Origin of the sequence: Dankookia sp. P2 (assembly GCF_050632255.1) — a bacterium.
Classification (GTDB): domain Bacteria; phylum Pseudomonadota; class Alphaproteobacteria; order Acetobacterales; family Acetobacteraceae; genus Paracraurococcus.
In genome coordinates this window covers 4538109-4565026 of record NZ_CP192581.1, presented here as the reverse complement: position 1 = coordinate 4565026, position 26918 = coordinate 4538109, and the positions used below count along the sequence as shown (strand labels likewise).

At 73.8% G+C, this 26918-nt stretch carries 26 protein-coding genes and 6 pseudogenes; 16 read left to right on the top strand and 16 right to left on the bottom strand.

What is annotated here, in order from left to right; genetic code table 11:
• Positions 1–32 precede the first annotated feature (32 nt).
• A complete protein-coding gene (locus tag ACQ86J_RS27005; protein WP_431267955.1) occupies positions 33–878 on the bottom strand; it encodes an MlrC C-terminal domain-containing protein in 846 nt (281 codons plus the stop codon).
• The gene (locus ACQ86J_RS27000) at positions 878–1552 is read right to left on the bottom strand and encodes a M81 family metallopeptidase (RefSeq protein WP_431267954.1); all 675 of its coding nucleotides are present in this window, start codon (positions 1550–1552) and stop codon (positions 878–880) included. Before ACQ86J_RS27000 ends, ACQ86J_RS27005 begins: the two co-directional genes overlap by 1 nt.
• Here ACQ86J_RS27000 and ACQ86J_RS26995 point away from each other — a divergent pair.
• The 4 genes and pseudogenes from ACQ86J_RS26995 to ACQ86J_RS26980 all read left to right on the top strand — a co-directional run.
• Positions 1542–2204 (top strand): annotated as a pseudogene (locus ACQ86J_RS26995) (M20/M25/M40 family metallo-hydrolase); the annotation flags it as partial. The gene ACQ86J_RS27000 and the pseudogene ACQ86J_RS26995 overlap by 11 nt on opposite strands.
• 148 nt (positions 2205–2352) lie before the next feature.
• The gene (locus tag ACQ86J_RS26990; RefSeq protein ID WP_431272547.1) at positions 2353–2811 is read left to right on the top strand and encodes a M20/M25/M40 family metallo-hydrolase; all 459 of its coding nucleotides are present in this window, start codon (positions 2353–2355) and stop codon (positions 2809–2811) included.
• On the top strand, positions 2811–3410 hold the full coding sequence (locus ACQ86J_RS26985; RefSeq protein WP_431272546.1) for a hypothetical protein: 600 nt from the start codon (positions 2811–2813) through the stop codon (positions 3408–3410). Before ACQ86J_RS26990 ends, ACQ86J_RS26985 begins: the two co-directional genes overlap by 1 nt.
• On the top strand, positions 3371–3826 hold the full coding sequence (locus ACQ86J_RS26980) for a hypothetical protein (protein ID WP_431267953.1): 456 nt from the start codon (positions 3371–3373) through the stop codon (positions 3824–3826). Before ACQ86J_RS26985 ends, ACQ86J_RS26980 begins: the two co-directional genes overlap by 40 nt.
• A 91-nt stretch (positions 3827–3917) precedes the next feature.
• Here the strand turns inward: ACQ86J_RS26980 and ACQ86J_RS26975 are convergent.
• The 6 genes and pseudogenes from ACQ86J_RS26975 to ACQ86J_RS26950 all read right to left on the bottom strand — a co-directional run bounded on the left by ACQ86J_RS26975 (position 3918) and on the right by ACQ86J_RS26950 (position 8917).
• Positions 3918–4687 (bottom strand): annotated as a pseudogene (locus ACQ86J_RS26975) (competence/damage-inducible protein A).
• Positions 4684–5103: a type II toxin-antitoxin system VapC family toxin gene (locus ACQ86J_RS26970; protein WP_431267952.1), complete on the bottom strand. Its 420-nt coding sequence runs from the start codon at positions 5101–5103 to the stop codon at positions 4684–4686. The pseudogene ACQ86J_RS26975 and the gene ACQ86J_RS26970 overlap by 4 nt, the downstream one beginning before the upstream one ends.
• Positions 5103–5345, bottom strand: a complete 243-nt coding sequence (locus tag ACQ86J_RS26965) for a FitA-like ribbon-helix-helix domain-containing protein (RefSeq protein WP_431267951.1) — start codon at positions 5343–5345, stop codon at positions 5103–5105. Before ACQ86J_RS26965 ends, ACQ86J_RS26970 begins: the two co-directional genes overlap by 1 nt.
• A 43-nt stretch (positions 5346–5388) precedes the next feature.
• Positions 5389–6297: a bifunctional GNAT family N-acetyltransferase/(deoxy)nucleoside triphosphate pyrophosphohydrolase gene (locus ACQ86J_RS26960; protein WP_431267950.1), complete on the bottom strand. Its 909-nt coding sequence runs from the start codon at positions 6295–6297 to the stop codon at positions 5389–5391.
• A gap of 351 nt (positions 6298–6648) precedes the next feature.
• Positions 6649–7920, bottom strand: a pseudogene (gene argJ, locus ACQ86J_RS26955) (bifunctional glutamate N-acetyltransferase/amino-acid acetyltransferase ArgJ).
• A 70-nt stretch (positions 7921–7990) separates the two neighbouring features.
• Complete coding sequence (locus ACQ86J_RS26950) at positions 7991–8917, bottom strand: peptidylprolyl isomerase (RefSeq protein ID WP_431267949.1); 927 nt, start codon at positions 8915–8917, stop codon at positions 7991–7993.
• A 307-nt stretch (positions 8918–9224) separates the two neighbouring features.
• Here ACQ86J_RS26950 and secA point away from each other — a divergent pair, with 307 nt between their 5' ends.
• From secA to ACQ86J_RS26910, 8 genes and pseudogenes are all read left to right on the top strand, one after another.
• Positions 9225–11147 carry a preprotein translocase subunit SecA gene (gene secA, locus ACQ86J_RS26945; RefSeq protein WP_431267948.1) on the top strand — a complete coding sequence of 641 codons (1923 nt, stop codon included), beginning with the start codon at positions 9225–9227 and terminating at the stop codon, positions 11145–11147.
• A pseudogene (locus ACQ86J_RS26940) lies at positions 11060–11635 on the top strand (preprotein translocase subunit SecA); the annotation flags it as partial. The gene secA and the pseudogene ACQ86J_RS26940, both read left to right, overlap by 88 nt.
• Positions 11636–11823: 188 nt before the next feature.
• Positions 11824–11961 (top strand): SEC-C metal-binding domain-containing protein, encoded by a 138-nt coding sequence (locus ACQ86J_RS26935; protein ID WP_431272545.1) that lies wholly within the window; start codon positions 11824–11826, stop codon positions 11959–11961.
• An 87-nt stretch (positions 11962–12048) separates the two neighbouring features.
• Entirely contained in the window at positions 12049–12609 is a 561-nt protein-coding gene (locus ACQ86J_RS26930; protein WP_431267947.1) for a hypothetical protein, read from the top strand.
• Positions 12610–12707: 98 nt separating this feature from the next.
• Positions 12708–12998 (top strand): pseudouridine synthase, encoded by a 291-nt coding sequence (locus tag ACQ86J_RS26925; protein ID WP_431267946.1) that lies wholly within the window; start codon positions 12708–12710, stop codon positions 12996–12998.
• The gene (locus ACQ86J_RS26920; protein WP_431267945.1) at positions 12998–13339 is read left to right on the top strand and encodes a pseudouridine synthase; all 342 of its coding nucleotides are present in this window, start codon (positions 12998–13000) and stop codon (positions 13337–13339) included. The genes ACQ86J_RS26925 and ACQ86J_RS26920 overlap by 1 nt, the downstream gene beginning before the upstream one ends.
• A gap of 87 nt (positions 13340–13426) precedes the next feature.
• Positions 13427–13708 carry a hypothetical protein gene (locus ACQ86J_RS26915; protein ID WP_431267944.1) on the top strand — a complete coding sequence of 94 codons (282 nt, stop codon included), beginning with the start codon at positions 13427–13429 and terminating at the stop codon, positions 13706–13708.
• 66 nt (positions 13709–13774) lie between these two features.
• Positions 13775–14260 (top strand): hypothetical protein, encoded by a 486-nt coding sequence (locus ACQ86J_RS26910; protein WP_431267943.1) that lies wholly within the window; start codon positions 13775–13777, stop codon positions 14258–14260.
• 114 nt (positions 14261–14374) lie between these two features.
• Here ACQ86J_RS26910 and ACQ86J_RS26905 read toward each other — a convergent pair.
• The 8 genes and pseudogenes from ACQ86J_RS26905 to ACQ86J_RS26870 all read right to left on the bottom strand — a co-directional run.
• Positions 14375–14800, bottom strand: a pseudogene (locus ACQ86J_RS26905) (YaiI/YqxD family protein); the annotation flags it as partial.
• 65 nt (positions 14801–14865) lie between these two features.
• The gene (locus ACQ86J_RS26900) at positions 14866–15291 is read right to left on the bottom strand and encodes a hypothetical protein (RefSeq protein WP_431272544.1); all 426 of its coding nucleotides are present in this window, start codon (positions 15289–15291) and stop codon (positions 14866–14868) included.
• 355 nt (positions 15292–15646) lie between these two features.
• A pseudogene (locus ACQ86J_RS26895) lies at positions 15647–16603 on the bottom strand (transglycosylase domain-containing protein); the annotation flags it as partial.
• 348 nt (positions 16604–16951) lie between these two features.
• Positions 16952–17221, bottom strand: a complete 270-nt coding sequence (locus ACQ86J_RS26890) for a hypothetical protein (RefSeq protein WP_431272543.1) — start codon at positions 17219–17221, stop codon at positions 16952–16954.
• Complete coding sequence (locus tag ACQ86J_RS26885) at positions 17133–19094, bottom strand: alpha-2-macroglobulin family protein (protein ID WP_431267942.1); 1962 nt, start codon at positions 19092–19094, stop codon at positions 17133–17135. Before ACQ86J_RS26885 ends, ACQ86J_RS26890 begins: the two co-directional genes overlap by 89 nt.
• Entirely contained in the window at positions 18983–19978 is a 996-nt protein-coding gene (locus ACQ86J_RS26880; protein ID WP_431267941.1) for a hypothetical protein, read from the bottom strand. Before ACQ86J_RS26880 ends, ACQ86J_RS26885 begins: the two co-directional genes overlap by 112 nt.
• A 64-nt stretch (positions 19979–20042) precedes the next feature.
• Positions 20043–20510, bottom strand: coding sequence for an MG2 domain-containing protein (locus ACQ86J_RS26875; protein WP_431267940.1), 468 nt, complete (start codon positions 20508–20510; stop codon positions 20043–20045).
• A complete protein-coding gene (locus ACQ86J_RS26870) occupies positions 20438–22057 on the bottom strand; it encodes a hypothetical protein (protein ID WP_431267939.1) in 1620 nt (539 codons plus the stop codon). The genes ACQ86J_RS26875 and ACQ86J_RS26870 overlap by 73 nt, the downstream gene beginning before the upstream one ends.
• A gap of 327 nt (positions 22058–22384) precedes the next feature.
• On the opposite strand from ACQ86J_RS26870, the gene ACQ86J_RS26865 reads away from it, so the two are divergent.
• From ACQ86J_RS26865 to ACQ86J_RS26850, 4 genes are all read left to right on the top strand, one after another.
• Positions 22385–23014 carry an efflux RND transporter periplasmic adaptor subunit gene (locus ACQ86J_RS26865; protein ID WP_431267938.1) on the top strand — a complete coding sequence of 210 codons (630 nt, stop codon included), beginning with the start codon at positions 22385–22387 and terminating at the stop codon, positions 23012–23014.
• Positions 22996–23397 carry an efflux RND transporter periplasmic adaptor subunit gene (locus ACQ86J_RS26860; protein WP_431267937.1) on the top strand — a complete coding sequence of 134 codons (402 nt, stop codon included), beginning with the start codon at positions 22996–22998 and terminating at the stop codon, positions 23395–23397. Before ACQ86J_RS26865 ends, ACQ86J_RS26860 begins: the two co-directional genes overlap by 19 nt.
• 99 nt (positions 23398–23496) lie before the next feature.
• Positions 23497–26583 (top strand): efflux RND transporter permease subunit, encoded by a 3087-nt coding sequence (locus ACQ86J_RS26855; protein WP_431267936.1) that lies wholly within the window; start codon positions 23497–23499, stop codon positions 26581–26583.
• Positions 26580–26912, top strand: a complete 333-nt coding sequence (locus ACQ86J_RS26850; protein WP_431267935.1) for a DHCW motif cupin fold protein — start codon at positions 26580–26582, stop codon at positions 26910–26912. Before ACQ86J_RS26855 ends, ACQ86J_RS26850 begins: the two co-directional genes overlap by 4 nt.
• Positions 26913–26918: the final 6 nt, after the last annotated feature.

The following is a 26918-nucleotide window of genomic DNA, read 5'->3' as shown; positions in this document are numbered from 1 at the left end:
ATAGCGCGGTCCGGTCGCGAAAGCCAGCGCCGTCAGCCCTCCCAGGCCGCGGCCGCGTCCAGCGGGAAGACCGGCCGCGGCAGCCGCTTCCAGGCGAAATTGGCCAGGACCGGGCTGGTCAGGCCGGGTGCGTCCACCTCGATGATCCGGTCGTCGGGGAAGTGTTCGTCGAAGCCGGCGCGGAAATGCCCGCGGCTCTTCACCACCACGCAGCGCGCCAGCCCGATGTCGATGCCGTGCAGCTCCAGCATCGCCGGCTCATGCAGCTGCCGCCGCAGCGAGCCGACCACGACCCGCAGGCCCGAGCCCGCCAGCTCCAGCAGCGCCGAGGGACCGAGATCGAAGCGCCGCCCCGCCATGGTGCCGCGCCGCCCCACCCCCGTGCCGTCGCGCACCGCCAGGATGCGGGCCGGCGCCGCAAATCCTTCCGAGAATCCCGAGGGGACGCGGTTGAAGGCCGCGTGGAATTCGGCGCCCTCGCCCAGCGCATGCGCCTCGGCCGCCAGGGCCGGATCGACGAAGACGCCGAGCACGACGCCCCGCGCCCCGGCCGCATGCAGCGCCCGCAGCAGATACGTCGTGCTGCCGCGCCCGCCGCCGCCGGGATTGTCGGCGACATCGGCCAGCAGCACCGGCGGCACCTCGCCCCGCCCTGCGGCGACGGCCAGGGCCACGGCATCCTGCAGCGGCGTCAGCGCGGGCCGGTGCCTGTGCCGCTCCGCCCAGGCATGCCGCGCGAGCCGCGCGGCGGTCTCCCGCGCCAGCGCCGCATCGCCGCAGCGCGCGGTCACCGTCACCGTCATCCCGCATTTCGGCAGGTCGGAGAAGACGAAGCCGCCGGCGACCGAGGCATTGGCGATGCGCGGATCGGCGCGCATCAGCGACCTCGGCCTCGGCGATGCGCTCGGCATAGGGGCCGGCTTCGGTCAGCAGGGTGACGGAAGGCGGAACCAGCGGCAGCCGGACGAAGGCCCGCGCGAAGCGCCCGCCGGCCAGCAATTCTGCGCAGCAGGTCGGCCGACTCGGCGGCGCGTGCCGCCATGTCGACATGCGGATTCGTCCGGTAGACCACCAGCGCGTCGACGGATTCGACCAGAAGTTCGGACACGTTGCAGTGAAGGTCGTGGCTGCAGACCACCGGCACCGCGGGGCCGACCACCTGGCGGATCATCGCCGCGATGACGCCGTCGCTGTCCTGCTCCCCGGTTGCCGAGGAGGCGCCGTGGCTGGCGAGATAGATGCCGTCGAGAGGCAGCGCGGCGGCCAGGCCGCGCCGCATCGCATCGAGGAGGTCGAGGAAGACCGCCTGCTCGATCGGCCCGCCAGGCGGCGCCGCGGCAACCAGCAAAGGCACAGCGCACCAGGGGCCGGTCGCATCCATGCGGCGGTAGAAGCCAGGGATCTCGGCCGGCAGGTGGCTGGCCTCGGACCGCGCCAGCGTGCTCACCGCCTCGCCCTGCACCAGGCATTGCCGCGCGAAATCCTCGCGCCGTGTCGGCGGCGCGAAGGCGTTGGCCTCGAGGTGCAGGCCGAGCACCGCGATGCGCGGCACGGCCGATCCAGCGGATGGCGCCATGGCGGTGACAACTCCTCCCCTTGCACGGATTGCCGTGCTCACCACCCCGTATAGACTGACTGAGGGAGGCAAAGAGATGCTTGAGGAGGCAGTCACGCTGCTGGAGCGGCTCGTGGCCTTCGACACGACCAGCCGCAACAGCAACCTGCCGCTGATCCGCTGGGTGGAGGACTGGCTTGCGGCGCATGGCGTCGAAAGCCGGGTGACGCTCGACGCGGCGGCGGAGAAGGCGAACCTGCATGCGGTGGTCGGGCCGCGCATCGCGGGCGGCATCGCGCTGTCCGCGCATGTCGATTGCGTCCCGGTGGAAGGCCAGGCCTGGCTGGCCGATCCTTTCGCCCTGCGGCGGCAGGAGGGCCGGCTGATCGGCCGCGGCACCGCCGACATGAAGGGCTTCGCCGCCTGCGCGATCGCCATGCTGCCGCGCATTGCCGCGATGCCGCTGACGCGGCCCGTGCATCTCTGCCTGACGCATGACGAGGAGACCACCGCGGCCGGCGCCCGGGCGCTGGTGCCGTGCCTGGGGGAAGGCCAGCCGCCGCCCGCCGCCTGCATCGTCGGCGAGCCGACCGGCATGGCGCCGGTCATCGCGCAGAAGGGCTATGCGAGCTGGGATGTCACCGTCACCGGCCTGTCGGGCCATTCGTCGCGCACCACGGAGACCGCGAATGCGCTGCAGGCGGCGGCCGAGGGCGTCGCCTGGCTCTCGGCCCGGGCACGCGCGATCCGCCACGACCGGCCGCCGCGCCGAAGGCTTCGAGCCGGCCTGGACAACGGTGCATGTCGGCACCTTCGAGGCCGGCACCATCCTCAACATCGTGCCCGACCGCGCACGCTTCCTGTTCGAGGTCCGCAGCATCCCCGGCGACGACCCGCAGGCGGTGCGCGACGGGCTGGTCGCCTTCATGGAGGAGACGGTCCTGCCGCCGCTGCGCGCGGTGGCGCCCGATGCGCGCATCACGGTCGCCGAACGCTCGCACCTGCCGGCCTTCGACCTGGCCGAGGATGCGCCGCTCGCCCTGCTGGTGCAGCGGTTGACCGGGCGCAACAGCGTCGCGCGCGTCAGCTACGGGACCGAAGCCGGGTTCTTCCAGGATGCCGGAATCGCCACCATTGTCTGCGGGCCGGGACACATCGCCCAGGCGCACCAGCCGGAGGAATGGGTGGCGGAGAGCCAGATCGCGTCCTGCCTCGACTTCATCGACCGCCTCGCGGGCACGCTGGCGGCGCGGTGATGCCCGACCAGGACGCATTGCCCCCCGCGCTGGCCGCGATCCTCGCCGGCGGCACCCTGGCGGGGCCGCCGCGGCTGGATGTGCGGATCGTGCGGCCGGACCTGGAGGCCTGGTTCGGCGGCAACGTGATGCGGGGCGTCTGGAGCTTCGTCGCCGCGGAACCCGGGCCGCATGTCGCGGTGGTCGCGGCGACGCATGGCAACGAGATCGGCGGCGCGGTGGTGCTGGACCGCTGGCTGCGCGGCGGGCTGCGGCCGGTGCGCGGGCGGCTGTCCCTGGTCATGGCCAATCTCGACGCGCTCGGCCGCTTCGACCCGGAGGACCCGACCGCCAGCCGCTTCATCGACGAGGACCTGAACCGGGTCTGGGACGAGGAGACGCTGTCCGGCGGAAGGCGGTCCTGCGAACTGCGCCGGGCCCGGGCGCTGCGGCCGCTGCTGGACACGGTCGACGTGCTGCTCGACCTGCACTCGATGCTCTGGCCCTCGGACCCGCTGATGCTTGTCGGGCAATCGGCGCGCGCCGCGCGGCTGGCGCGGAGATCGGCCTGCCACCCCTGGTGGTGGCGGATGACGGGCATGCCGCCGGGCTGCGGCTGATCGACCATGCGCCCTTCGCCGATCCGACCGGCACGCGAACCGCGTTGCTGCTGGAAGCCGGCTCGCACTGGGAGACGGTGACGGTCGCCACCATGGAGGTGGCCGCGGCGCGGCTGCTGCGCCTGGCCGGGACGGTTGCGGCGGAGGATGCGCTGCTGGTGCCGCCGCCCGCCACCGCGCCGCCGCCCGGGCGGGTGGCCCGGGTGACCCGCACGGTCACGGCGCAGACCAGTGGCTTCGCCTTCCTGCGCCCGTATCGCGGCGGCCATGTGGTGCCGCAGCGGAACACGCTGATCGCGCTGGACGGGGAGGCGGAGATCCGCACCCCGCATGACGACTGCCTGCTCGTGATGCCGAGCCTGCGGGCGATGCCGGGGCAGACCGCGGTGCGGCTGGCGCGCTTCGCCGAGGAGTGAGAGGGGTCGCGCCACGCAGCGGCTGCCAGGCGCGGAAAAATGGATGAGCGGTCCGGGGAGAATACCTTCTCCCCGGCCTTCCTTGCCGTGCCTATTCCGGCGCCGGCTCGCCCTCATGCGCCGCGCCGAAGCCGGCGAGCAGCGCCAGGCATTCCGCCGCAGCCTGGTCCACCGCCGCCCCGTCGGTGCCCTTGGCCACCAGCGCGACGCCGCCGCCCTTGCCGCGGTAGTAGGGATAGCTGCCGAGATCGAGCGCCGGGTACTTCGCCTGGATCGCCGACAGCCCCGCGGCGATCTGGCCTTCATAGACATAGTCGGCATGCACGGTGTGCGAGAGGATCGGCGCGCCGCCTTCCAGGGTCGGCGCCAGCGCCTCGAACATCGCCCGCATGATGCGGGGACGCCCGCCATCACATGGACGTTCTCCATCGAGAAGCCAGGCGCCATGGTCTCCGAGGAGACGATCGGCACGGCGCCCCTCGGCAGCGTCGCCATGCGCAGGCGGGCGGCGTTGAACTCGACCGGCGGGTCGCGGCGGGCATATTCGGCGGCCATCGCGGCGCGGGAGGGCTCGTGCACCTCCCAGGGCACGTTGAAGGCCTTCGCCAAGCATTCGCTGGTGATGTCGTCATGCGTCGGGCCGATCCCGCCGGTGGTGAAGACATGGGCGAACTTCGCCCGGCACTCATTCACCGCGGCGATGATGGTCTCCGGCACGTCGGGGATGACGCGGGCCTCGCGCAGCGGGATGCCGATCTCGCCGAGGCGGGTGGCGAGGAATTGCAGGTTGGCGTCGCGGGTGCGGCCCGAGAGCACCTCGTTGCCGATGATCAGCAGGCAGGCGGTGGGGTTGTTCGTCATGGGGAATCCTGGACGCGGTCGGGGGACCAGAGGGGGATCGAGAGGGCCTCCGCCAGGGCGGCCAGGCGGCGGTCGAAGGTGGCGAGCGGCAGGCCGCGGCGCTGGGCGACGAGAAGGTAGCAGCAATCATAGATCGGGTGGCGGTGCTGCTGCGAGAGCGCGACGGCGTCCCGCAGCAGCGGCGCCAGCGGGAGGAGCGTGATGCGCAGCGCCGACAAGGCCTCGAACGCCTCGGACGGCAGCGACGCCGAGACCTCGCCGCGCCGCTGCTTGCGGAGCAGGGCATTCATCGTCTCGACGATCAGCAGGTCGGGCGCAACGAGGAACAGGTCGGGCGCGAGCAGGCCCTCCGCGGCAGCCGAGCCGGCTTCCGGGACGAACCAGGGCACCGCGCAGCTCGCATCGACGACGACCATCAGTCGTCGTCGCGCTCGCCGTCCCGCCAGCGGCGGATGGTCTCGGTCGAGTCGGAGGTCTGCCGCGGCTGGGCGGCCCGCAGCGCGCGCAGCTTCTCGATCAGGGCGGCCCGGTCGTCCTGCGCGTCACGGGTGATCAGGTCGCGCACATAGCCTTCCAGCGAGGTGCCGGCCGCGGCGGCCTTCCGCTTCACCCGTTCGACGACGGCATCATCGAGTTGCCGGACCAGGACCTGCGCCATTCCCGTCTCCCGCGCTATCATTGGATGATAGCACGCCCCTCCCTCACAGGAAATCCCGCAGCATCGCCACCAGCGGCTTGTCCGCCGGCGGCATGGCATAGCCGCCGAGCTTCTGCGGCCGCACCCAGGCCAGCGCCTGGCCCTCCACCGGGCGCACCTCGCCCTGCCAGCGCCGGCACAGGTACAGCGGCATCAGCAGGTGGAATTTCTCGTAGCTGTGGGAGGCGAAGGTGAAGGGGCCGAGGCAGGCGGCCGAAACGTCGATGTCCAGCTCCTCCTTCAGCTCGCGGATCAGCGCCGCCTCCGGCGTCTCCCCGGGCTTCACCTTGCCGCCGGGGAATTCCCCAGAGCCCCGCCAGCGGCTTGCCCTCGGGACGCCGGGCCAGCAGCACGCGGCCATCGGCATCGACGAGCGCGACGGCGGCGACCAGCAGCACCGGCAGGCCCGCGGCCGGCGCCTCGGCCGGCGGCGGCGCGTCGCCGGTGATCTCCTCCCGCCCGCCCTCGAAGAGCAGCACGGGCATCGGCCCGCCGCGGGAGAGGAAGGTCTGCACCCCTCCCCGGCCGGCCGCAGCCCGATCCGCCGCAGCACCGCCTGGGAGCGCGGGTTGTCCTTCAGCGCGCTGGCGCGGATGCCGGCGATCTCCAGGTTGGCCAGCGCCCAGCGGCAGAGCCGCCCGGCCGCCTCCGGCGCCAGGCCCTGGCCCCAGAAGCGGCGGCCGAGCCAATAGCCGAGCTCGGCCGTCCGGCCATCGCGCCCCTGAGCCCGCCCTTGGGCCCGCGCCAGGGTCAGGCCGATGCAGCCGACCAGGTGCTCGGCGCCGTTCTCCTCGCCGATGATCGCCAGGTGCCAGGCCTCGCCGGCCTCGATCTGCGCCCAGGTGGAGGCGATCCAGGTATCGGCGAGCTCGCGCGGATAGGGGAAGGGCACGCGGGCCAGGGTCTTCGCCACCTCCCAGTCGTTGACCAGGCGGTGCAGCGCGGCGGCATCCGCCGGAAGCAGGGACGAAGGGTCAGCCGCTCGGTTCGGAGCGGCGGGAAATCGGGGGGTGCGGAGGTCACGGGGGGCGGCGACTCACTCGGGGGGCTGCCAGGAACGGCCATGGACCCCCGGCTGTCAACGCGGCGCGCCGGTCCCGGCACCGCGTCCCGGCCTGCGAGTTCGTTGAGCGTGCGATCCATGCAACATCGGGCCGCAGGCCCGGCCGCGCGGGAGCTGCGGAGGGGCGCCGGAGCCCTGCTCCGGGCCGATCCCGGCATCCTGCCGCCGCGCGTGGACCGCCCGAAGCGGCCGGGCCGGGCTTCACCCCGGCGCCGGCCGCCGCATCGCGCGGCTCCAGCTGCGGTAGCTGCCGTTGATGTCGATGTAGCCGTGGGTGAGATCGCAGGTCCAGACGCGGGCCTTGCCCCTGCCGAGGCCGATATCGACGGTGATCTCGACCTCCCGCCCCTTCATGTGGGCGACCACCGGGGTCTCGTCGTAGCCGGCGACGACGCCGCCGTCGCGCCGCCATCCAGGTGCCGCCGACGGCCACGCTGAGCAGGTCGCGGTCGGCCGGCTCCCCGGCCTTGCCCACCGCCATGACGATGCGGCCCCAATTGGCGTCCTCGCCGGCGATCGCGGTCTTCACCAGCGGCGAATTGGCGATGGTCATGGCGATGCGGTGGGCCGACTTGGCGCTGACCGCCCCGGTGACGTTGATCTCGATCAGCTTCTGCGCGCCCTCGCCGTCGCGGGCGACCATCAGCGCCAGGTCGTGCAGCACCTCCTCCAGCGCCCGGGCGAAGTCCTTCAGCACCGCGCCGCCCTCCTTCGGCACCCGCGGGTGCTTGGCCTGGCCGGTGGCGAAGACCAGCACGGTGTCGCTGGTCGAGGTGTCGCTGTCGACGGTGACGCAGTTGAAGGTCTTTGCGGTCCCCTTCGACAGCAGCGCCTGCAGCGCCTCGGCCGGGATCTTTGCGTCCGTGGCGACGAAGCTCAGCATGGTCGCCATGTCCGGGGCGATCATGCCGCTGCCCTTGGCGATGCCGGCGATGGTCACCGTGGTCCCGCCGATATCGGCGGTCCGCACCGCCGCCTTGGGGAAGGTGTCGGTGGTCATGATGCCGCGGGCGGCCTCGGCCCAGCGCTCCGGCACCAGCCCGGCATGCAGCCCGGGAAGCGCGGCGGTCAGCTTCCCGTGCGGCAGGGTCTCGCCGATCACGCCGGTCGAGCAAGGAAGACCTCGGCCGGCTTGCAGCCGACCAGGCCGGCGGCGGCCACCGCGGTCGCCTTGGTCGCCTCCCGCCCCGCCTTGCCGGTGAAGACGTTCGCATTGCCGGCATTGACCACCAGCGCGCGCGCCTTGCCGCCCTTCAGCGCCTGGCGGCACCAGTCCACCGGGGCGCCCGGGCACTTGTTGCGGGTGAAGACGCCGGCCACGGTGGTGCCCGGGGCGAGTTCCATCATGGTCAGGTCGGCCCGGCCGACATAGCGGATGCCCGCCGCCACCACGCCGAGGCGGACGCCGGCGACCGGCGGCACCTCCGGCAGCGGCAGGGCGAGCGGGGAGACGGCGAGATCCTTGCCGGCCATGCGGCATTCCTCCTCAGCGGGCACGCCCTTGCCCGCGCCGGCGGTCCCGGCGCGGGCGGCGTGCAATGGTTCAGCGGCGTTGCGGCGCGGGGCGGGCGCCCGGCGGCGTGGCGGCCGGCGGCGCGGCGTTGTCGAGCAGCGAGCCGCCGGCCGGCGGCTGGTCCAGCCGCTCCACCTTGGCGCTCGCACGGATCCGCTGCACCACCGCATCCACCTGCTCCTGCAGCATCTGCTGGCGCAGCTGCTGGCGGCTCTCCTCGAAGCTCGGCACCGGCGCGGCGCGGCGCTCCTCGACCTTGATGACATGCCAGCCGAAGGGGCTCTTCACCGGGGCGCTGAGCTCGCCCGGCTTCATCGCGAAGGCCGCCTCGGCGAATTCGGGGACCATGTCGCCCCGCTTGAAGAAGCCGAGGTCGCCGCCGTCGCGCGAGCCGGGATCGGTCGAGAGCCGCCGGGCCACCGCGGCGAAATCCTCGCCGCCCTTGACCGCGGCGAGCGCCGCCTGGGCCTCCGGCTCGGTCTTCAGCAGGATGTGGCGGGCGCGGACCTCCTCGTCGCCCTGGCGCTTGCCGTGTTCCTGGTCGTAGCGGGCGCGCAGCGCGGTGTCGGTCACGCTGGCCGCCACCTCCCGCGCCAGGAAGGCCTGCTGCAGCTCCTGCTCCTCGGCCCGCTGGATGCGGCGGCGCACCGCCTCTTCCTTGTCGAGGCCGGCGGCCCGGGCGGCGGCGGTAAGCGCCCGTTCGGTGATGGTGCGCTCGACCAGCTGGCGGCGGACCTCGGCGGGGATGACCTGCATCAGCGTGGCCGGCGGCAGGTCGCGCATGTCGGCCGGCATCACGTCCTGGGCGGTGGCCAGGACGTCGGACAGGCGGATCGGCTGGCCATCGACCCGGGCGAGGATGGGATCCTCGGCCGGGGCGGCAGCAGGGGCGGCGGGCGCCTGGGCCAGGGCGGCATGGGGTGCGACCGGCAGCAGCAGGGCGGCAGCCAGGGTCATGGAACGGAAACGCATACGGAACGGCACCCTTCGGACGGCGCCGGACAATGGCCGAAGCCTCCCCTGCGGCAACCGGGGCCAGAGGGCCATGTGGCGCCGCCGTTGACCTGGGCGCGGCGCTTGCCTATCTCTCGCCGCGCGCCGGGGTCGCGCAGCACCCGCCGCCCGGAAGGGTCCGGGGCCCATCTTGGCCCCCTCCTCCCTTCCGTCACGACCCCGCCTCGCCTGCGGCGCCCGTCCCGCCTGCGATGCCGCTGCGACCGCGGCCCGCGCGGGCCCGGCGCCATCCCGGAGTAGCAAGGCCCGCATGTTCGGACGCATCGCCCGCGCCATCCTCGGCACCGCCAACGACCGGGCGCTCAAGCGCCTGCAGGCCCGCGTGCCCCAGGTCAACGCGCTGGAGCAGCAGACCGCCGCCCTCGACGATGCGGCCCTGCAGGCCCGCACCGCCCAGTTCCGGGAGCGCCTGGCCAAGGGCGAGACCCTCGACGACCTGATGCCCGAGGCCTTCGCCACGGTGCGGGAGGCGGCGAAGCGCGTGCTCGGCCTGCGCCATTTCGACGTCCAGCTGGTCGGCGGCATGGTGCTGCACGAGGGCAAGATCGCCGAGATGAAGACCGGCGAGGGCAAGACCCTGGTGGCGACGCTGCCGGTCTACCTCAACGCCCTGTCCGGCAAGGGCGTCCACGTCGTCACGGTGAACGACTACCTGGCCAGCCGCGACGCCGAATGGATGGGGCGGATCTACCGCTTCCTCGGCCTGACCACCGGCGTCATCGTCCATGGCCTGTCGGACGAGCAGCGCCGCGCGGCTTACGCGGCCGACGTCACCTACGGCACCAACAACGAATTCGGCTTCGACTACCTGCGCGACAACATGAAGTACCGGCTGGAGGAGATGGTCCAGCGCGACTTCAACTACGCCATCGTCGACGAGGTCGACAGCATCCTGATCGACGAGGCGCGCACCCCGCTGATCATCAGCGGCCCGTCGGAGGACAGCTCCGACCTCTACCGCCGGGTGGACGAGGTCGTGAAGCGGCTGGTCGAGGACAGCTCGACCTTCGAGAAGGACGAGAAGCAGCGCACCGCCAACCTGACCGACCAGGGCTCGGAGACGGTCGAGGAGATGCTGCGCGAGGCGGGGATGCTCGAGGAGGGCAACCTCTACGACTTCCACAACGTGACGCTGGTCCACCACGTGAACCAGTCGCTGCGGGCGCATGTGCTCTTCGCCCGCGACGTCGACTACATCACCCGCGACGACAAGGTCATCATCATCGACGAGTTCACCGGCCGCATGATGGAGGGCCGGCGCTACTCGGACGGCCTGCACCAGGCGCTGGAGGCGAAGGAGCATGTCTCCGTCCAGCCCGAGAACCAGACGCTGGCCAGCATCACCTTCCAGAACTACTTCCGGCTCTATCCGAAGCTGGCCGGCATGACCGGCACCGCCAGCACCGAGGCGGACGAGTTCGCCGAGATCTACAAGCTGGAAGTGGTCGAGATCCCGACCAACGTCCCCGTCGCCCGCAAGGACAGCGACGACGAGGTCTACCGCTCGGCCACCGAGAAGTACGCCGCCGTCGCCACCCTGATCGACGAGGCCCGCACCCGCGGCCAGCCGGTCCTGGTCGGCACCACCAGCATCGAGAAGTCGGAGGTGATCTCGGCGCTGATGAAGCAGCGCGGCATCCCGCACAACGTGCTGAACGCCCGCTACCACGAGCAGGAGGCGGCGATCGTGGCGCAGGCCGGAAGGCCCGGCGCGGTCACCATCGCCACCAACATGGCCGGGCGCGGCACCGACATCCAGCTCGGCGGCAACATCGAGATGCTGGCGCGCCAGGAGGCCGGCGGCCTCGGCGAGGGCCCGGAATTCGAGGCGGCGATGGCCCGCCACAAGCCCGAGGTCGAGGCCGGCCGCCAGAAGGCCAAGGCCGCCGGCGGGCTCTTCGTCATCGGCACGGAGCGGCATGAGAGCCGGCGCATCGACAACCAGCTGCGCGGCCGCTCCGGCCGCCAGGGCGACCCGGGCGCGTCCCGCTTCTTCCTGAGCCTGGAAGACGACCTGATGCGCATCTTCGGCAGCGACCGCATGGGCGGCATGCTGCAGAAGCTCGGCCTGAAGGAGGGGAGGCGATCGTCCACCCCTGGATCAACAAGGCGCTCGAGAAGGCGCAGAAGAAGGTCGAGGCGCGCAACTTCGACACGCGCAAGAACCTGCTGAAATACGACGACGTCATGAACGACCAGCGCAAGGAGGTCTATGCCCAGCGCAAGACCTTCATGCAGGCGACGGAGGTCGCCGAGACGGTCGCCGAGATGCGCCGCGAATGCATCGCCGACATGGTCGACAAGGCGATCCCCGAGAACGCCTATCCCGAGCAATGGGACCTCGACGGGCTCGAGGCCAAGGTGCGCGACCAGCTCGGGCTCGACCTGCCGGTGGCGGCCTGGGCGAAGGAGGAAGGCATCGACGAGACCCAGGTGCGCGAGCGCATCGAGGCCGCGGCGGAGCAGCACTTCGCCGCCAAGGCGGCCAATATCGGCCCCGACCTGATGCGGATGGTCGAGAAGTCGCTGCTGCTGCAGATCTTCGACGCGGTCTGGAAGGAGCACCTGCTCGCGCTCGACCACCTGCGCCAGGGCATCGGCCTGCGCGCCTATGGCCAGCGCGACCCGCTGAACGAGTACAAGTCGGAAGCCTTCGGCTTGTTCAACGGCATGCTGGCCGACCTGCGGGAGCGGGTGACCAGCGTGCTGATGCGGATCGAGCTGCAGCCCGACCAGCCGCCGCCCTCCCCGGACCCGGTGCGGGTGCTGGACATGCGCCACCCCGACCCGGCGATGGCCGAGCTGGAGATGGCCGGCGAGGGCGAGGCCGGCGGCTACGCCCCGTGCCGATGGCGACCGGCGATGCCGGGCGGCGGGCCGAGGCGGTGGACCCGAGCGACCCCACGACCTGGTCGCGCACCCCGCGCAACGCGGCCTGCCCCTGCGGGTCGGGCAGGAAGTACAAGCACTGCCACGGCCGGGCCTGAGCTCGGCCTCGGCGGGGTGAAGCAACTGTAAGTTTATATAACACGGAAACGTGTAGTATCGGAGCGTCCCGTTTTCGGAAACGTTCCATGCCCGACTGCACCTCCGTCACCCCGCATACCATCCACCATGCTGGCTGCGGCTGCGCGCTGCCGCTCGGGCGCCGCGGCGTGCTCGCCGGCCTCGGCGGCCTGCTGGCCTTGCCCGCCATGGCCGGCATCGCCCGCGCCGCCAGCGGCAACTACGAGGCGATGCTGGTCAATTGCATCGATCCGCGCTTCACCACGGGCAGCTTCGAGTACATGGGCGCGCAGCACCTGCGGAACCGGTACAGCCAGTTCGTCATCGCCGGCGGGCCGATCGGCGCGGTCCACCCGCGCTTCGCCGCCTGGCACCAAGCCTTCTGGGACAATCTCGACATCACCGTCGCGCTGCACAACATCCATGCCGTCGTCGCCCTGACCCATCGCGACTGCGGTGCCGCCAAGCTGGCCTTCGGCGAGGCTGCGGTGGCGACGCCAACCGACGAGACCACCGCCCATGCCGAGGCGCTGAGCAGCTTCCGCGCCGAGGTCGCCAGACGGAAGCCGGCGCTGCGCGTGGTCACCGGCATCATGGCGCTCGACGGCTCGGTGACCGAGGTCGGCTGACCGCGCGGCCGGGGGCGTGGTAGGAGATCCGCGCCACCGGCCACGGACCAGCCCCATCGCACGCCCCCGCCGTCGCCGACCCCGGCCCGCTCGCCCGGTTGCTGCACCAGGACCCGCAGGTGCTGATCCTCGACAAGCCCGCGGGCCTGCCGGTGCATCGTGGCCCGCGCGGCGGCGCCTCCATCGAGGACTGGCTGCCCACCCTGGCCATGGGCAAGAAGCGCCTGCCGCAGCCGGCGCACCGGCTGGACAGCGACACCGCCGGCTGCCTCGTGCTCGGCCGGACCAAGCCGATGCTGGCCGCGCTCGGCGCAATCTTCGCCGCGGGCCGGGCGGAGAAGACCTACTGGGCCGTGGTCCGCGGCACCCCGCCACGGCCGGAGGGGTAGTGGACGCCCCGCTCCTCAAGCACAGCACCGCCAAGGAGGGCTGGTGGATGGCGGTCGATCCGGCCGGCCAGCCGGCCCGCACCGCCTGGCGGGTGCTGGGCCAGGCCGAGGGCCTCACCTGGCTGGAGCTGCGGCCGCGGACCGGCCGGACCCACCAGCTCCGCGTCCACTGCGCCCATCTCGGCTGCCCGATCCTCGGCGATGCGCGCTATGGCGGCGGCGAGGGCCGGCTGCACCTGCTGGCGCGCGCCATCGCCCTGCCGCTCGAGCCGCCGCGCAGCGCGGTGGCCCCGCCGCCGCCGCATATGCGGGCGGCGCTCGCGGCCTGCGGCTGGGCATGATCCGCCGCCTCGCCCTCGCCCTGCTGCTGGCCGCGCCTCGCCGCGGCCCAGGCGCCGCGCTGCGGCTTCGGCCTGGGGCTGGAGGCGTTGCGCAGCGCCGACCGGCAGCTGCAGGCGGGGATCGCGGCGGCCGAGCTGCTGCCCGGCCGCGACGCCGCCGAGGCCGCCGCGGCGGCGCTGGCCGAGGCGACCGGGCGCTTCGAGGGCTGCGGCTGCCGCCGGGCGGCCGAGCAGGCGCGGGAGGCGGCGGGCCTTGCTGAGCAGGCGCGGTCCGAGGCCAGCGCCGACCGGCTCGGCCGGGCGCTGGCCCGGGCGCGCGTCTCCATCGGCCTGGCGCGCGACCGGCTGGACCGCCAGGGCTGCGGCTGAGCCGCCCGGGGTGATCCCACGGCGGGCCCGCGCGTTGCGATGGACCCGATCGAAGGATGCCCGCGCATGACCCGCTTCCGTCTCCTCGCTTCGACCATGGGCCTCGGCCTGCTGCTCGCCTCCGGCGCCATGGCCCAGGGGGCGGGGGCGGGGGCGGTGGCGGGGGCGGCGGCGGCGCGTCGGGTGGCGCATCGGGCGGGGCCGCGGGCACCTCGGCCGGGACTGCCGGCGGGGCCGGCGCCGCGGCGGGCATGGGCCGCGGCGGCGTCAATGGCGGCACCAATCCGGGCTCGCTCGGCATGGGCCAGCCGAGCACCCCGCCACCCGGCGGGGGAAGCGCCGCCGCCGGGGCCGGCACGACCGGTCAGGCTGGTGGCCAGGGCGTCCGGCGGGGCGCAGACCCATCGCGGCGCGCTGGAACAGCAGCAACGCTCCGCCGGCGTCGCCAATCCGGCCGCCCGCGACGCGCAGCAGCTACGCGACCTCAACGCCATGTCGAAGCAGCTGGCGCCGAATGCGCCGGTGCCGGCGCCCGAAGCGCCGGCACGGTAGAAGGCCGGGGGAGAGGGTATTCTCCCCCGGACCCATTCATCTGGCTTTATGAGTCCGGCAACTGCCACCTAGCGAATGCGTGCTTCGGGAAGAGACTATCTTTCCTTCCCAACCCTACTCGAAGCTCACCCAGGCCCGCGGCGGCGGCGCCGCCTTGTCCCGCTTCGCCGCGGCGATCTCGGCATCCAGCGCCGAGAGGAAGCGCGACCGGTCGGCCTGGGTCAGCGGCGCCGGGCCGCCGGTCTGCATGCCGCGCTCCCGCATCTCGGCCGAGACCGCCCGCCCGGCCAGCGCCCCGCCGATGTTGTCCGGCGTCCAGGGCCGCCCCTTGAAGCCGATCGCCCGTGCCCCCTTGGCGAGGCAGCGGGAGGCCAGCGGGATGTCGGCGGTGATGCAGACATCGCCCCGCGCCGCCCGCTCGGCGATCCAGTCATCGGCCGCGTCCGCGCCTTCCGGCACCAGCACCATCTCGACATTGGGCAGGCCGGGCGGCCGCACCGGGCGGCTGCCGTTGCTGACCACCTTCACCGGGAGGGCCAGCCGGGTCGCGACCCGGAAGACCTCCTCCCGCACCGGGCAGGCATCGCCATCGACATAGAGGATCGTCACCGCACCCTGACCTCCGCCCGTGCCGCGGCACCCGCGGCGTCCAGCACCGTCACCCGATAGAAGCCCGGGCCGGGCGGCGTCCAGGCCGCCTCGCGCCGGGCCGGTTCGGTCGCGACAGGCTGGCCGTCCACCAGGAAGGTCAGCGGCCGCTGGCCACCGGCGGCGCGCAGCGTGACATGCGCGGCGCTCTCGCCCAGCACGGCGCCGGGCGGCGGGAAGGTCAGGCGCAGCCGGTCGAGCGCCTCGGCCTGGGCAGGCGCGGTCGCCCGCACCGGCAGCCCCTCGCGCGGCGCCGCCGGCAGCCGCTCGAAGACCCGCGCCAGGACCGGCAGGGCGGTGCGCGCGCCGGTCGCCCCCGGCAATGGCGTGCCATCCGGCCGGCCGATCCAGACGCCGACCACGTGGCGGGCATCGAACCCCATCGCCCAGGCGTCCCGCCCGCCCCAGCTCGTGCCGGTCTTCCAGGCGATCCCCGGCGGCCCGCCCATGGGGAAGGGCTGCACCAGCACGGCGGCCGCCAGCCGGGCGGCGCGCGGCTCGAAGGCCGGACGCCGTGCCTCGGCCGGGCCGGGCGTGAGCCGCAGCGCCGCCCCGGCCCCGCCATCGCCGAGCGCGGCATAGAGCGCCGCCAGCTCCCGCAGCGTCGTCCCCATCCCGCCGAGGGCCAGCGGCAGCGACGGATCGGCCCCCGGCGGCAGCCGTCGGCGGGCAGCCCGCCAGCTTCAGCGCCGCGGCGAAGCGGAAAGGGCCGAGCTCCGACAGCAGCGCCACCGCCGGCAGGTTCAGCGATTGCCGCAGCGCATCCGCCACGGTGATCCGCCCGGCGAAGCCGCGGTCGATATTCTCCGGCGCATAGGCGCCGAAGCGCCGCGGCAGGTCGGCCAGCAGGGTCTCGGGCGCGGCCAGCCCGGCCTCGAAGGCCAGGGCGTACAAGGCGGGCTTCAGCGCCGAGCCGGGCGAGCGCACCGCCCGCGTCAGGTCGAGCGACCCGGCCCGCCCCGCGGCGCCGAACTCGCCGCCGACCAGGGCGCGCACCTCCCGCCCGCGCAGCTCGGCGACGACCAGGGCGAGGGAGGCGCGGTCGGGCAGGTCGCGCAGCGCCGCGGCGGCGATCTCCTCCGCCGCCCGCTGCAAGGGAAGGTCGAGCGTGCTGGCAATGCGCGCCCCCTCCGCCCCGCGCGCCAGCTTCCGCGCCAGGTGCGGCGCCAGGCGCGGCATCGGCAACCGGGCCAGCGGCACCGGCGCGGCGGCGGCCAGGTCCTCCGGCCCGATCCCCGGCACCCCGGCGGCGCGGCGGGCCAGCAGGGCATCGCGCGCGGCGCGGGCGGCCTCGGGGTGGCGGTCGGGCCGCAGCGCCTCGGGCCGGCGCGGAATGGCGACCAGCAGCGCCGCCTCGGCCGGGTCGAGCCGCGCCGCCGGCCGGCCGAACCAGGCGAGCGACCCGGCCCGCACGCCCTCGAGGTTGCCGCCCATCGGCGCCAGGGTCAGCCAGATGCCGAGGATCTCGTCCTTCGAGAAACGCGCTTCCAGCTGCAGGGCGCGCAGCACCTCGACCGCCTTGCTCCGCAGGGTCCGCGGCCGCGGCTCCAGCAGCCGGGCGGCCTGCATGGTCAGGGTCGAGCCGCCGGAGACCACGCGCCCGGTGCGGGCCCATTGCAGCGCGGCGCGACCGAGCGCGATCGGATCGACGCCGGGATGCGAGCGGAAGCGACGATCCTCGGCGGCGACCAGCATGGCGAGGAGATGCGGCGGCACCTCGGCGGTGGTGGTGGCCAGCCGCCAGGTGCCGCCCGGGGCGGGCAGGACCGAGAGGGTGCGGCCCTCGCGGTCGAGCACCTCGGTGCCCACCGCGCGCAGGCGCGACAGGTCGGGCGGGGCGAGGCGGTCGAGGGCGACGAGGCCGAGGGCGGTGGCGACCACCGCCGCCCCCGCCAGCAGGGCAGGCCGGGCGCGACGGCTGCCGGGCGGCGTCCCGCGCCGGGAACCGGCCGGCAGGGCGCCGCCGCCCGCGGGCCGGCAGGCGAGCCTGTCCCGCCAGCGGGGGCCCGGCCCGGGGATGGTCGGCGGCATGGCCTGCCTTCCTCAGTCCACCGGCAGCACGGCGACGCGGCCGCCATTCTGCCGGGCAAACATCGCCGGCCGGTACATGTCCTCCACCTGCGCCCCCGGCAGCTCGAACCGCCCGGCCGTCACCGCGCGCAGCCGCACCGCGAGGCGGAACTCGGGCGCATCCGGGGTCAGGTCGAGCGCCGCGGCGAAGCGGTCATCGAGCGCCGGCGCCGCCAGGGTCTCGCTCAGCGTGCCGAGCCAGGGCATCCCCGCCACCTCCCCCGCCGCCAGCCTTCCGACGATCTCCCAGCCCGCCGGCAGCCCCTGCTGGACGATGGCCCGCTGCGCCTGGCCGCTCTCGGCCCGGCCTTCCAGCAGCAGGACGAAGACCTGGTTCCTGCCGCAGCGTATCGAGGTTCAGCGGCTGGCCCGCGAGGTCGAGGAACTTCCGGCCGATCCGCATCCCCGCCCGCCCGGCTGGCGCCGGCTGGGCCGGGATGCCGGTGACCGAGACGCTGGCCCAGAGCGGCGCCTCGCCGAGGTTGCGCGCCACGCCCGCGGCGGATAGCGGCACCGCGACCTGCGGCGCCGGCGGCTCCGCCCCTCCGTTCACCGCGACCCGCACCGGGCGTCCGTCGCGCCCCAGCGCCGCCGCGGCGGCGACTGCCCAGGCCTGTTCCTGGGTATTGGCCAGCGCCGGCGCCAGCTCCGGCCCCGGCAGCCGGCCGATGGCCTCGGGCAGGCGGTCGGGCAGCAGGCCGCTCTCCTTCAGCAGCACCGCGACGGCCAGGGCATCCCGCGCCGCGCTGCCGTAGTCATAGAGCCAGGCCTGCCGCGTTGGGGCGGCGAGCGCGGCGGCGAAGGCCTGCTCGGCGCGCGGCCGGTCTCCGGCCCGGGCGAAGGCGGCGCCGAGTTGCGCCTTCGCCAGCGGCGTCGGCAACTCGTCGAGCTGCTCCAGTAGCCGCCGCGCCGCGCCGAGGCGCGGCCTGCCGCCGAGCGACAGCACATGGACCCGATAGGCCTGCGCCGCGAACTCCTCCGCCCGGTCGGGCGAGACGTCCTCGGCCTGCTCGGCGGTTGCCTGCAATGCCTGGTCGAGCGCCGCGTCGGGGATGGCGGCGCCGGCGGCGCGGGCGCGCAGCAGGGCCTCCACAGCGTAGGCACCCGTCCACCACTCCGGCTCGCCCTGGGCCGACCAGAGGCCGAAGCTGCCGTCGAAGCGCTGCTTGCCGAGCACCGCCTCGGCCGCGCGCTGCAGCCGCGCGGCGCGCGCCTCGGCGGCCTCGCCGAGGCCGGGCATCAGCGCGAAGGCGAGCAGCTGGGAGGCGGATTGCTCGAGGCAGCCATAGGGATAGCGCTCGAGCTGGCGCAGCATGCCGGCTGCGTCGTAGCGCACCGGCCCGCCGAAGCCGGCCGAGGCCAGCCAGGTCCCGGCGACCCAGCGCGCGGGATCGAGCCGCAGCGGCCGCTCGGCGCCTGGCGGGATCTCCTGCGCCGCGACCTCGGTGGTGACGGGGCGGGAGGAGCGGACGGTGATCCGCGCCTCCCGCGTCGCGGTGAAGCCGTCCGGCCCGGCGATGGCGAGGCGCAGCACGCCCTCCCCGGCGCCGGCGGCGCGGAGGGCGCTGGCCGGCAGGGCGCGGGCATTGGGCGCGAGCGTCGCCGCCAGCCGGGCCGGGCCGGCGAGCGCGATCGCGCCCTCGGCCGAAAGGGTCGCGCTCACCTCACCCGCCGGCAGGTCGAGGTTGTGCAGCAGCACCGGCAGCCGCGCCTCGTCGCCGGGCGCGAGGAAGCGGGGCAGCAGCGCCTCCGCCACCACCGGGTCGCGGACGGTCAGCGGCCTCGCCGCTGCGCCGATCCGCTCGCCGGCCCAGGCGACGGCCATCAGCCGCAGCTCTCCGGCGAAGTCGGGCAGGTCGAGCGTGACCGTCGCGGTCCCGTCCGGTGCCACCGCGACCGGGCCGGAGAAGAGCGCCACGGTCCGTTGCGGCACGTCGATCGCCGCCATGGCGAATTCGTCGCCGCCCTGGCGCAGCACCGCCGCCTCGCCCTCGGGCGGCGGGATCAGCCTGCCGTAGTCGTCGCGGATGTCGGTGCCGAGCCGGCGCTTGCCCATGAAGTGCCCGACCGGGTCGGGCGAGGCGAAGCGGGTGAGGCGCAGGATGCCCTCGTCCACCGCGGCGAGGGTGAGGGTCGCCCCCTCCCCGCCCCGGTCAGCCGGACCGGCACCTCCAGCTTGCGGGACGGGCGGACGCGGTCCGGCGTGCCGATCGCCACCTCGATCCGGCGGGAGCCGGGATCGACCTGCAGCCAGGCGAGGCCGAGCGCCCGGCCGGGATGTCCCTGGCGCGCCTCGCCGGGGCGGAAGGCGGTGACGGCGACATAGGCGCCCGGCCCCCAGGCCGCGTCCACCGGGACCTCCACCTCCGTCCCGCCCTCGGCGACCTCGATCTCGCGGATCGAGACGAGGCGGTCGGTCAGCACCGCGAGGCTGGCGGGGCCGGAGAAGGGCGGGGTGATGCGGAGCCGCGCCACCGCGCCCGGGGCATAGGCCCGGCGGTCGGCGGCGACGTCGACCTTGTCCGGCACCTCCGCCGTCTCGCCGCCCGCCCAGCCCGCGCGGAAGCGGATGGAGGTGATCGCCATCCCGCCGGGCTCGGCCACCTCCAGCCGGTAGCGGCCGAAGGGCAGCGCGCGGGCGAAGCGGGCCGGGGCGGCGGCGGTCACGGCGAGATCGGCGCTGTCCACCGCCTCGTCGCGCCAGACCGTCTCGTAGCGGGCCTGGCCGGCGCGGGTGACGACGCGCCAGTCGGGCCGCTCCCGCACCAGCCGGGCGCGCAGCCGCGCCGCCACGGGCCTGGCGTCGCCGTCGAGGGCGATGACCTCGAACCCCGCCTCCGCCCCGGCATCCACCGCGAGCTCGGCGAAGAGCGGCTTCACCCCGATCAGGCGGTTGGCGGCGCGGACCGGCAGGGTCAGCGTGGTGCGGGAGGCGCGGCCGCCCGGCTCGTCGATGGCGATGGCAAGCTCCGCGTCCAGCGGCCGGGTGGTGTCGGGCACCCGTGGCAAGGCGAGGGTCAGGCTGCCCTGCCCCTGGCATCGAGCGGCTCGATCTCGAAGGGGATCAGGTCGGGGGCGGATCCTCGTCCACCAGGCCGAAGACATAGTCCTTGTGCTGAGCGAAGGGCGACCGCTGGGCCTGCAGCCGCAGCTCGGCGCTGCCGGTGAGGCCGGCGCCGGGCGCGCCATAGAGGAAGCGCGCGGCGAGGGGCACCGCCAGAGGCTGGCCGGGCACCAATGGTCGAGGGGCCGGGCCGGCGGTCACCTCCAGCCGCTCGGGGACGAAGGCGTCGACGCGGAACTCGGCGCGGCCGATCGGCGGCGCGGCCGGGTCGGCCAGCACCTCCAGCGTCCAGACTCCGGCCGGGGCGCCGGCGGGCAGCGGGATCGGCCAGAGCAGCGCGGCACCCGGCGCCCGCGCCGGAACCTGCTCGGCGAAGATGCTGCCGTTGGGCCGCTTCACCCGCAGCCGGGCCGGGATGTCGGCCGGTGCGCCGCCGCCGTCGCGCAGCAGCACCGCGGCCTGCACCACCTCGCCCGGCCGGTAGATGCCGCGGTCGAGCCAGGCAAAGGCATCGAGCGGCCCGGGATGCGGCGCGCCGGTGGCGCCGCGGTCGGACAGGTCGAAGGCCGCGGCGTCGAGGTCGAGCGCGACCAGGTCGTCGCCCAGCGTTGCATGCAGCGCCCGGGCCGCCATGGGCCCCTGGCCGCGCAGCAGGGGGCGGCGAAGCGGACGGTGCCGTCGGCCTCGGTCACCGCCTCGGCCAGGATGTCGTTGGAGGCGGCCAGCAGCCGGACCTGCACGCCGGCCAGCGGCCGGCCGGCGCCGAAGGCCCGCGCCTGCACCGCCAGCCCCTGCGGCCCGCGCCAGGCGGTGAGCCCGAGGTCGGTGACGATGACCGGCAGCGCCGCCGCCCCGCCCTTGCTGCCGTCGGCCGGCCTGGCGATCAGGGCATAGAGGCCAGGGCCGGCGGTCCGCAGCGCCTCGGGCAGCGGCAGGGCGCTGCGCTGGACCCGGTTGGGCTGCAGCGCCGGCAGCTCGACCCGGCCCTCCCAGACCGTGCGGCCCCAGCTTTCCGCGAGGTCGTCGGCCGCCCAGCCGGAGATCGCCTCCCCCGCCGTCCAGGTGTTGCGGCCGAAGGGCACCAGGTTGCGCTCGCCCACCCGCACCACCTTCAGGGCGAGCGCCGAAAGGTTGACCGTGGCGAGCCCGACCTGCTGCGCCTGGCCGCGCGGCAGCAGGAAGCGGCTGGCGTCGAAGACGATCCGCGCGGCACGGTCGGGCATGGCGATGCGCAGCACGGCATCCTTGTTGAGCCGGAGGCCGTCCTCGGCCGGCAGGCCGGCGCGCAGCACGACCCGCGTGGACTGCCCATGCGGCAGCCCGGCAAGGCAGAGCTGCTCGCCCTCCCGCAGCACCGCGAGGCCGGGGACGGGCGGCTCGGCCCGGACCCAGTCCTGCGGCTGCCAGTCGGTGCGCTTCGCCAGGGGCACGGTGAAGCGCAGGCAGGCCCGGGCCGGCTCGGCCTCCGGCTCGGTATCGATCCCGGCGACCAGCAGCCCGGCGGCGCGGCGGGCCTCCGCCAGCATCTGCCGGTAGCGCGGGTTGTCCGGCGCCCGCTGCAGCACCGCCTGCAGCGCCTGCAGCTGCTGCGCCGGGCGGTCCAGCCGCTGCAGGGCCTCGGCCATCACCAGCAGCCCGGCGATCTCGGGCGGGCCGGAGGGCACGGTCTGGAAATTGACCCAGGCCGCCTGCAGGGCGCGCGCCGGATCGGGCGGGGATTTCTGCAGCAGCGCCCGGGCCAGGGCCAGCCAGTGCTCCGGCCGCGCCTCGCCGGCCGCGACCCGCTCCTCCCAGGCCTGGGCGGCAGCCGCCCAGTTCTGCTGGCGCTCGGCCTGCACCGCGCGGGCCTCGGCGGTCGCGCGCTGCTGCGGGGTGGCGCCGGCGGGGAAGCGGCGGCCAAGCTCCCGCTGGTAGCCGGCGGCATCGCCGGACAGGCCCGGCAAGTCGAATTCCTGGGCCCACGCCGGCGGCGGGGCGAGCAGCAGGCCGAGAAGCAGCAGGAGCGGCAGGCGCATGGGGTGGACGGCCTCGTGGCTGGTATCGGCCGGCAGGATGGCACAGCGGCGCGGCGAAGGTGACACCCGGATGCCGCGCCACCCTGGCCAACCCTTGCAGGACCGGCATAAGTCAATATTTTTGGCACGGTCGTTGCTGGTGCCCGGGCAGCGTTCCAGCCCGGCTTTTCCGGTCCGGTCGTTTGGATGTGCGACCGACCGCGTGGGACGCTTCGGTTTCTTTCGTATAGGATCAGGCCTTGGCCCCCGCCCTGGCGGACCAGGGTCGGCCTTTTGGGAACGGAACGGATGATGCCAAGCCTGTCGCCGCGGTTGCGGCGCGCCCCCATGGCCGGCCTGCTCGCGGCCCTGCTGGCCATCCTGCCCGCCGCCGCGGCGCTGGCCCAGGGCGGCGGCGCCGTCCCGGTCACCACCGACCCGGTCCGCGCCGGCCCGGTGCCGATCGAGATCCTGGCCAACGGCATCGTCGCCTCGGAATCCGTCATCACCGTGCGCGCCCGGGTGGATGGCCAGATCGAGCAGGTGCTGGTCGAGGAAGGCCAGCTGGTGAAGAAGGGCCAGCCGCTCTTCATCCAGGACAGCCGCTTCAATCGCGCCCTGCTGGCGCAATTCGAGGCGAACCTGATCAAGGACCGGGCCCTGCTGACCCGCTACACCGCCGACCTGCTGCGCTACCAGCAGCTGGGCCGGGAGAGCGTCGCCTCCCAGCAGCGCTTCGAGCAGGCGCAGTCGGATGCTGCCTCGGCCGCCGCCCAGGTGAAGGCGGACGAGGCGCTGGTCGAGCAGGCCAAGGTCAATGTCGGCTTCTCCACCATCACCGCCGAGATCGACGGCCAGCTCGGCGCCATCCCGCTGCGCGCCGGCAATTTCGTCCGCCAGGCGGAGAATACCGCGATCACCACCCTGACCCAGCTCGATCCCATCCTGGTGCAATCTCCGTGCCGGAGCGCTGGCTGACCGAGATCCGCGCCGCGATGCGGCGCGGCACCGCCATGGTGCGGGTCCGGGCGGAAGGCGACAGCCGGCCGCCCGCGGAGGGCAAGCTGGTCTTCATCGACAGCGCGGTGGATGTCGCCACCGGCACCATCGCGCTCAAGGCGCGGTTCGATAATGCCGACCACCGGCTCTGGCCCGGCCAGTATGTCCAGGTCGTCATGGTCCCGCGGGACGAGGAGAACGCGATCTCGGTCGCCGGTCCGGCCCTGCAGACCGGGCAGGACAGCCGCTTCGTCTTCGTGCTCGGCCCGGACGGCGCGGCGCACCGCCGCAACGTCCAGCTCGTGCGCATCACCGGCGACCGCGCCGTGGTGAAGGGCGAGCTGGCGGCGGGGAGAAGGTGATCGTCGACGGCGCCCAGCGGGTCACCGAGGGCACCAAGGCGGTCGAGCGCGCGCCGCAGCAGCGCGTCTCCAGCAACTGAGCCGGCCCGGGGCAGCGCGATGAACATCTCCGAACTCTGCATCCGCCGCCCGGTCATGACCGGGTTGCTCTCGGTCGCCGCGATCGTCGCCGGCCTGCTGGCCTACACCAAGCTGCCGGTCGCCGCCGTCCCGCGGGTCGACTTCCCGGTCATCACCATCTTCGCCAATTTCCCCGGCGCCAGCCCGGAGACCATGGCGACCAGCGTCGCCCTGCCGCTGGAACGCGAGCTGTCCACCATCGCCGGCGTGGACACCATGTCCTCGATCAATGGCCAGGACACCTCGCAGATCACCGTCCAGTTCCAGCTCAACAAGAACATCGACGCCGCGGCACAGGACGTGCAGGCGGCGCTGACCCGGGCGCAGCGCCGCCTGCCGGTCGACATGCTGGTGCCGCCCAGCTACCGCAAGGTGAACCCGGCCGATGCGCCGGTGGTGCTGCTGACCCTCTCGGGCGGCGACAAGCCGCTGTACTACCTGAACGACATCGTCAGCACGATCATCAGCCCGGCGCTGTCCCGGGTCATCGGCGTGGCGCAGGTGCAGGTCTTCGGCGAGCAGCTCTACGCCGTTCGGGTCCGGCTCGACCCCGACCGCACCGCCGCCATGGGGCTGGCCTTCGACACCACGCTGCAGTCGATCGCCCAGGCCAATTCCTCCACCCCCGTCGGCGTGCTGAACGGCCAGCGGCAGCAGCTGACGCTCCGCGCCAACGACCAGCCGCAGGACGCCGCGGCCTTCGGCAACCTGGTCATCGCCGGCAAGCCGCAATCGCCGGTCCGGCTGAACGAGATCGCCAGCGTCGCCGATGGTGTCGCCAATACCCGCATCGCCGCCTGGCGGAACGAGGACCGCGCCCTGGTCCTGGCGGTGCTGCGCCAGCCGGACGCCAATACGGTCGAGGTGGTGGATGGCGTCCGCGCCAGCCTCGACGGGCTGCGCGCCGCGCTGCCGCCCGGCGCCAAGCTCGAGGTCTTCCTCGACCGGTCCAAGTCGATCCGCGCCGCGGTGCACGACGTGCAGGAGAGCCTGGCGATCGCCATCGGCCTCGTGGTGCTGGTCTGCTTCCTGTTTCTCCGGCGGATCAGCGCCACGCTGATCCCGACCATCGCCGTGCCGATCAGCCTCTGCGTCGCCTTCGGCCTGATGTACGCGCTCGGCTACGGCATCGACAACGTGACCCTGCTGGGCCTGACCATCGCGGTCGGCCTTGTGGTGGACGATGCCATCGTGGTGCTGGAAGCCATCGTCCGGCACATCGAGGAGGGCATGGCGCCGATCCCGGCGGCGATCCGCGGCGCCAAGGAGATCGGCTTCACCGTCCTCTCGATCACCCTCTCGCTGGTCGCCGTGTTCCTGCCGATCCTGCTGATGGGCGGGGTGGTCGGCCGGGTCTTCAACGCCTTCGCCGCGACCGTCACCCTCTCGGTCGTCGCCTCCTGCATCGTCTCGCTGACCCTGACGCCGCTGATGGCTTCCCGCCTGCCGGCCCACACCAAGCCCTCCTGGCTGGAGCGGGTGCTGGAGCGGGGCTTCGTCGCGGTCGAGCGCGGCTATGCCTGGCTGCTCGACCTGAGCCTGAAATCCCGCCTGGTCGTCTGGCTGATGTTCTTCGCCTCTCTGGGTGCCGCGGGCTACATGGCCGTGGTCATCCCGAAGGGCTTCTTCCCGGTCGAGGATACCGGTCTGCTGGTGATCAACACCGAAGGACCGCGCGGCGCCTCCTTCGACGCGATGGCGCAGATGCAGGGCCGGCTCTCCGAGATCCTGCGGGCCAGCCCCTACGTCACCAACGTGGTCTCGAACATCGGGGCCGGCGGGCCCAGCATCTCGATCAACCAGGGCCGCGCCTTCGTCGAGCTGAAGGAACGCCAGGACCGGCCGCCGATCCAGCAGGTCATCCAGAGCCTGCGGCGGGAGGCCAGCCGCATCCCCGGCCTCCGGGTCTTCATCAACCCGATCCAGAACCTGAATTTCGGCAGCCGCATCACCCGCACGCTCTACCTCTACACGCTGCAGGGGCTGCGGCTCGACGAGCTCTACGACTGGGCGCAGCGCCTCGAGAAGAAGCTGGTCGAGCTGCCGCAACTGCAGGACGTCAACACCGACCTGCAGATCGATGCGCCAGTGGTCCAGGTGAACGTCGACCGCGACCGCGCCACCTCGCTCGGCGTCTCGGTGGACAATGTCCGGCAGGCGCTGTTCTCGGCTTTCGGCAGCCGGCAGATCTCGACCCTCTATGGCCAGGCGAATGCCTACCAGGTCATCCTCGAGGCCCTGCCGGAGGACCAGCGGGACGAGACGGGCCTCGCCAAGCTCTATCTCCGCTCGGTCACCGGCAAGCTGGTGCCGCTCTCGGCCGTGGCGCGGATCGAGCGCACCACCGGCCCCCTCAATGTCAGCCACCAGGGCCAGCTGCCGGCCGTGGTCATCGGCTTCAACACCCCGCCGGGGGTGGCACTGGGCGATGCGGTGAACGCGATCCGCGCGGTGGAGCGTGACCTTGGCCTGCCGCCGACCGTCGTCACCGGCTTCTCCGGCGCGGCGCAGGTCTTCCAGCAGGCGCTGGCCGGCCAGGGCGCCCTGGTTCTGGCCGCCATCCTGATCGTCTATGTCGTGCTCGGCGTGCTGTACGAGAGCCTGATCCACCCGCTGACCATCCTGTCCGGCCTGCCGGCGGCGGCGCTCGGCGCCTTCCTGACGCTCTGGCTCTTCGGGCTCGACCTGTCGGTGATCGCGGTGATCGGGGTATTGCTGCTGATCGGGCTGGTGAAGAAGAACGCCATCATGATCGTCGACGTGGCGCTGCAACGGCAGCGCGGCGGGGAGGAGCCCTTTGCCGCCGTCCGTACCGCCTGCCTCGTGCGGTTCCGGCCGATCCTGATGACGACGCTCGCCGCCGGCGCCGGCGCGGTCCCGATCGCCGCCGGCTGGGGCGCCGCGGCCGAGCTGCGCCAGCCGCTCGGCCTCGCGGTCATCGGCGGGCTGATCGTCTCGCAGATGCTGACGCTCTTCGTGACCCCGGTGCTTTACCTGGGCTTCGAGGGGCTGGCCCGCCGCTTCACCCGGCAGCGCGCCCTGCCCCAGGCGGCGCCGGCCGAATGAAGATCCCCACCCTTCCCTTCACGGTCACCGACTGGTCGGGCGTGCCGGAAACCCGGCACCCCGGCGAGACCGGCGAGGCGATCTGGCGGACGCTGAACATCGGCGACCTGCGGGTGCGGATGGTCGAGTACACGCCGGGCTATCTCGCCGACCACTGGTGCGACCGCGGCCATGTGCTGCTGGTGCTCGAGGGCGAGCTGGAGACCGAGCTGCGCGACGGCCGGCGCTTCACCCTGAAGTCGGGTGTCAGCTACCAGGTCTCGGATTTCGGCGATGCGGCGCATCGCTCCTCGACCCGCACGGGGGCGAAGCTCTTCATCGTGGACTGAGCAAGA

Excerpts from the sequence above, each read along its gene's own strand:
- ACQ86J_RS26900 (WP_431272544.1), bottom strand. The coding sequence starts at position 15,291 with ATGGGGTTCGATGCCCGCCACGTGGTCGGCGTCTGGATCGGCCGGCCG.
- ACQ86J_RS26950 (WP_431267949.1), bottom strand. The coding sequence starts at position 8,917 with ATGACCCTGGCTGCCGCCCTGCTGCTGCCGGTCGCACCCCATGCCGCC.
- ACQ86J_RS26970 (WP_431267952.1), bottom strand. The coding sequence starts at position 5,103 with ATGGTCGTCGTCGATGCGAGCTGCGCGGTGCCCTGGTTCGTCCCGGAA.
- secA (WP_431267948.1), top strand. The coding sequence starts at position 9,225 with ATGTTCGGACGCATCGCCCGCGCCATCCTCGGCACCGCCAACGACCGG.
- ACQ86J_RS26865 (WP_431267938.1), top strand. The coding sequence starts at position 22,385 with ATGGCCGGCCTGCTCGCGGCCCTGCTGGCCATCCTGCCCGCCGCCGCG.
- ACQ86J_RS26930 (WP_431267947.1), top strand. The coding sequence starts at position 12,049 with ATGCCCGACTGCACCTCCGTCACCCCGCATACCATCCACCATGCTGGC.
- ACQ86J_RS27005 (WP_431267955.1), bottom strand. The coding sequence starts at position 878 with ATGCGCGCCGATCCGCGCATCGCCAATGCCTCGGTCGCCGGCGGCTTC.
- ACQ86J_RS26855 (WP_431267936.1), top strand. The coding sequence starts at position 23,497 with ATGAACATCTCCGAACTCTGCATCCGCCGCCCGGTCATGACCGGGTTG.
- ACQ86J_RS26850 (WP_431267935.1), top strand. The coding sequence starts at position 26,580 with ATGAAGATCCCCACCCTTCCCTTCACGGTCACCGACTGGTCGGGCGTG.
- ACQ86J_RS26985 (WP_431272546.1), top strand. The coding sequence starts at position 2,811 with ATGCCCGACCAGGACGCATTGCCCCCCGCGCTGGCCGCGATCCTCGCC.
- ACQ86J_RS26910 (WP_431267943.1), top strand. The coding sequence starts at position 13,775 with ATGACCCGCTTCCGTCTCCTCGCTTCGACCATGGGCCTCGGCCTGCTG.
- ACQ86J_RS26935 (WP_431272545.1), top strand. The coding sequence starts at position 11,824 with ATGGCGACCGGCGATGCCGGGCGGCGGGCCGAGGCGGTGGACCCGAGC.
- ACQ86J_RS26870 (WP_431267939.1), bottom strand. The coding sequence starts at position 22,057 with ATGCGCCTGCCGCTCCTGCTGCTTCTCGGCCTGCTGCTCGCCCCGCCG.
- ACQ86J_RS26965 (WP_431267951.1), bottom strand. The coding sequence starts at position 5,345 with ATGGCGCAGGTCCTGGTCCGGCAACTCGATGATGCCGTCGTCGAACGG.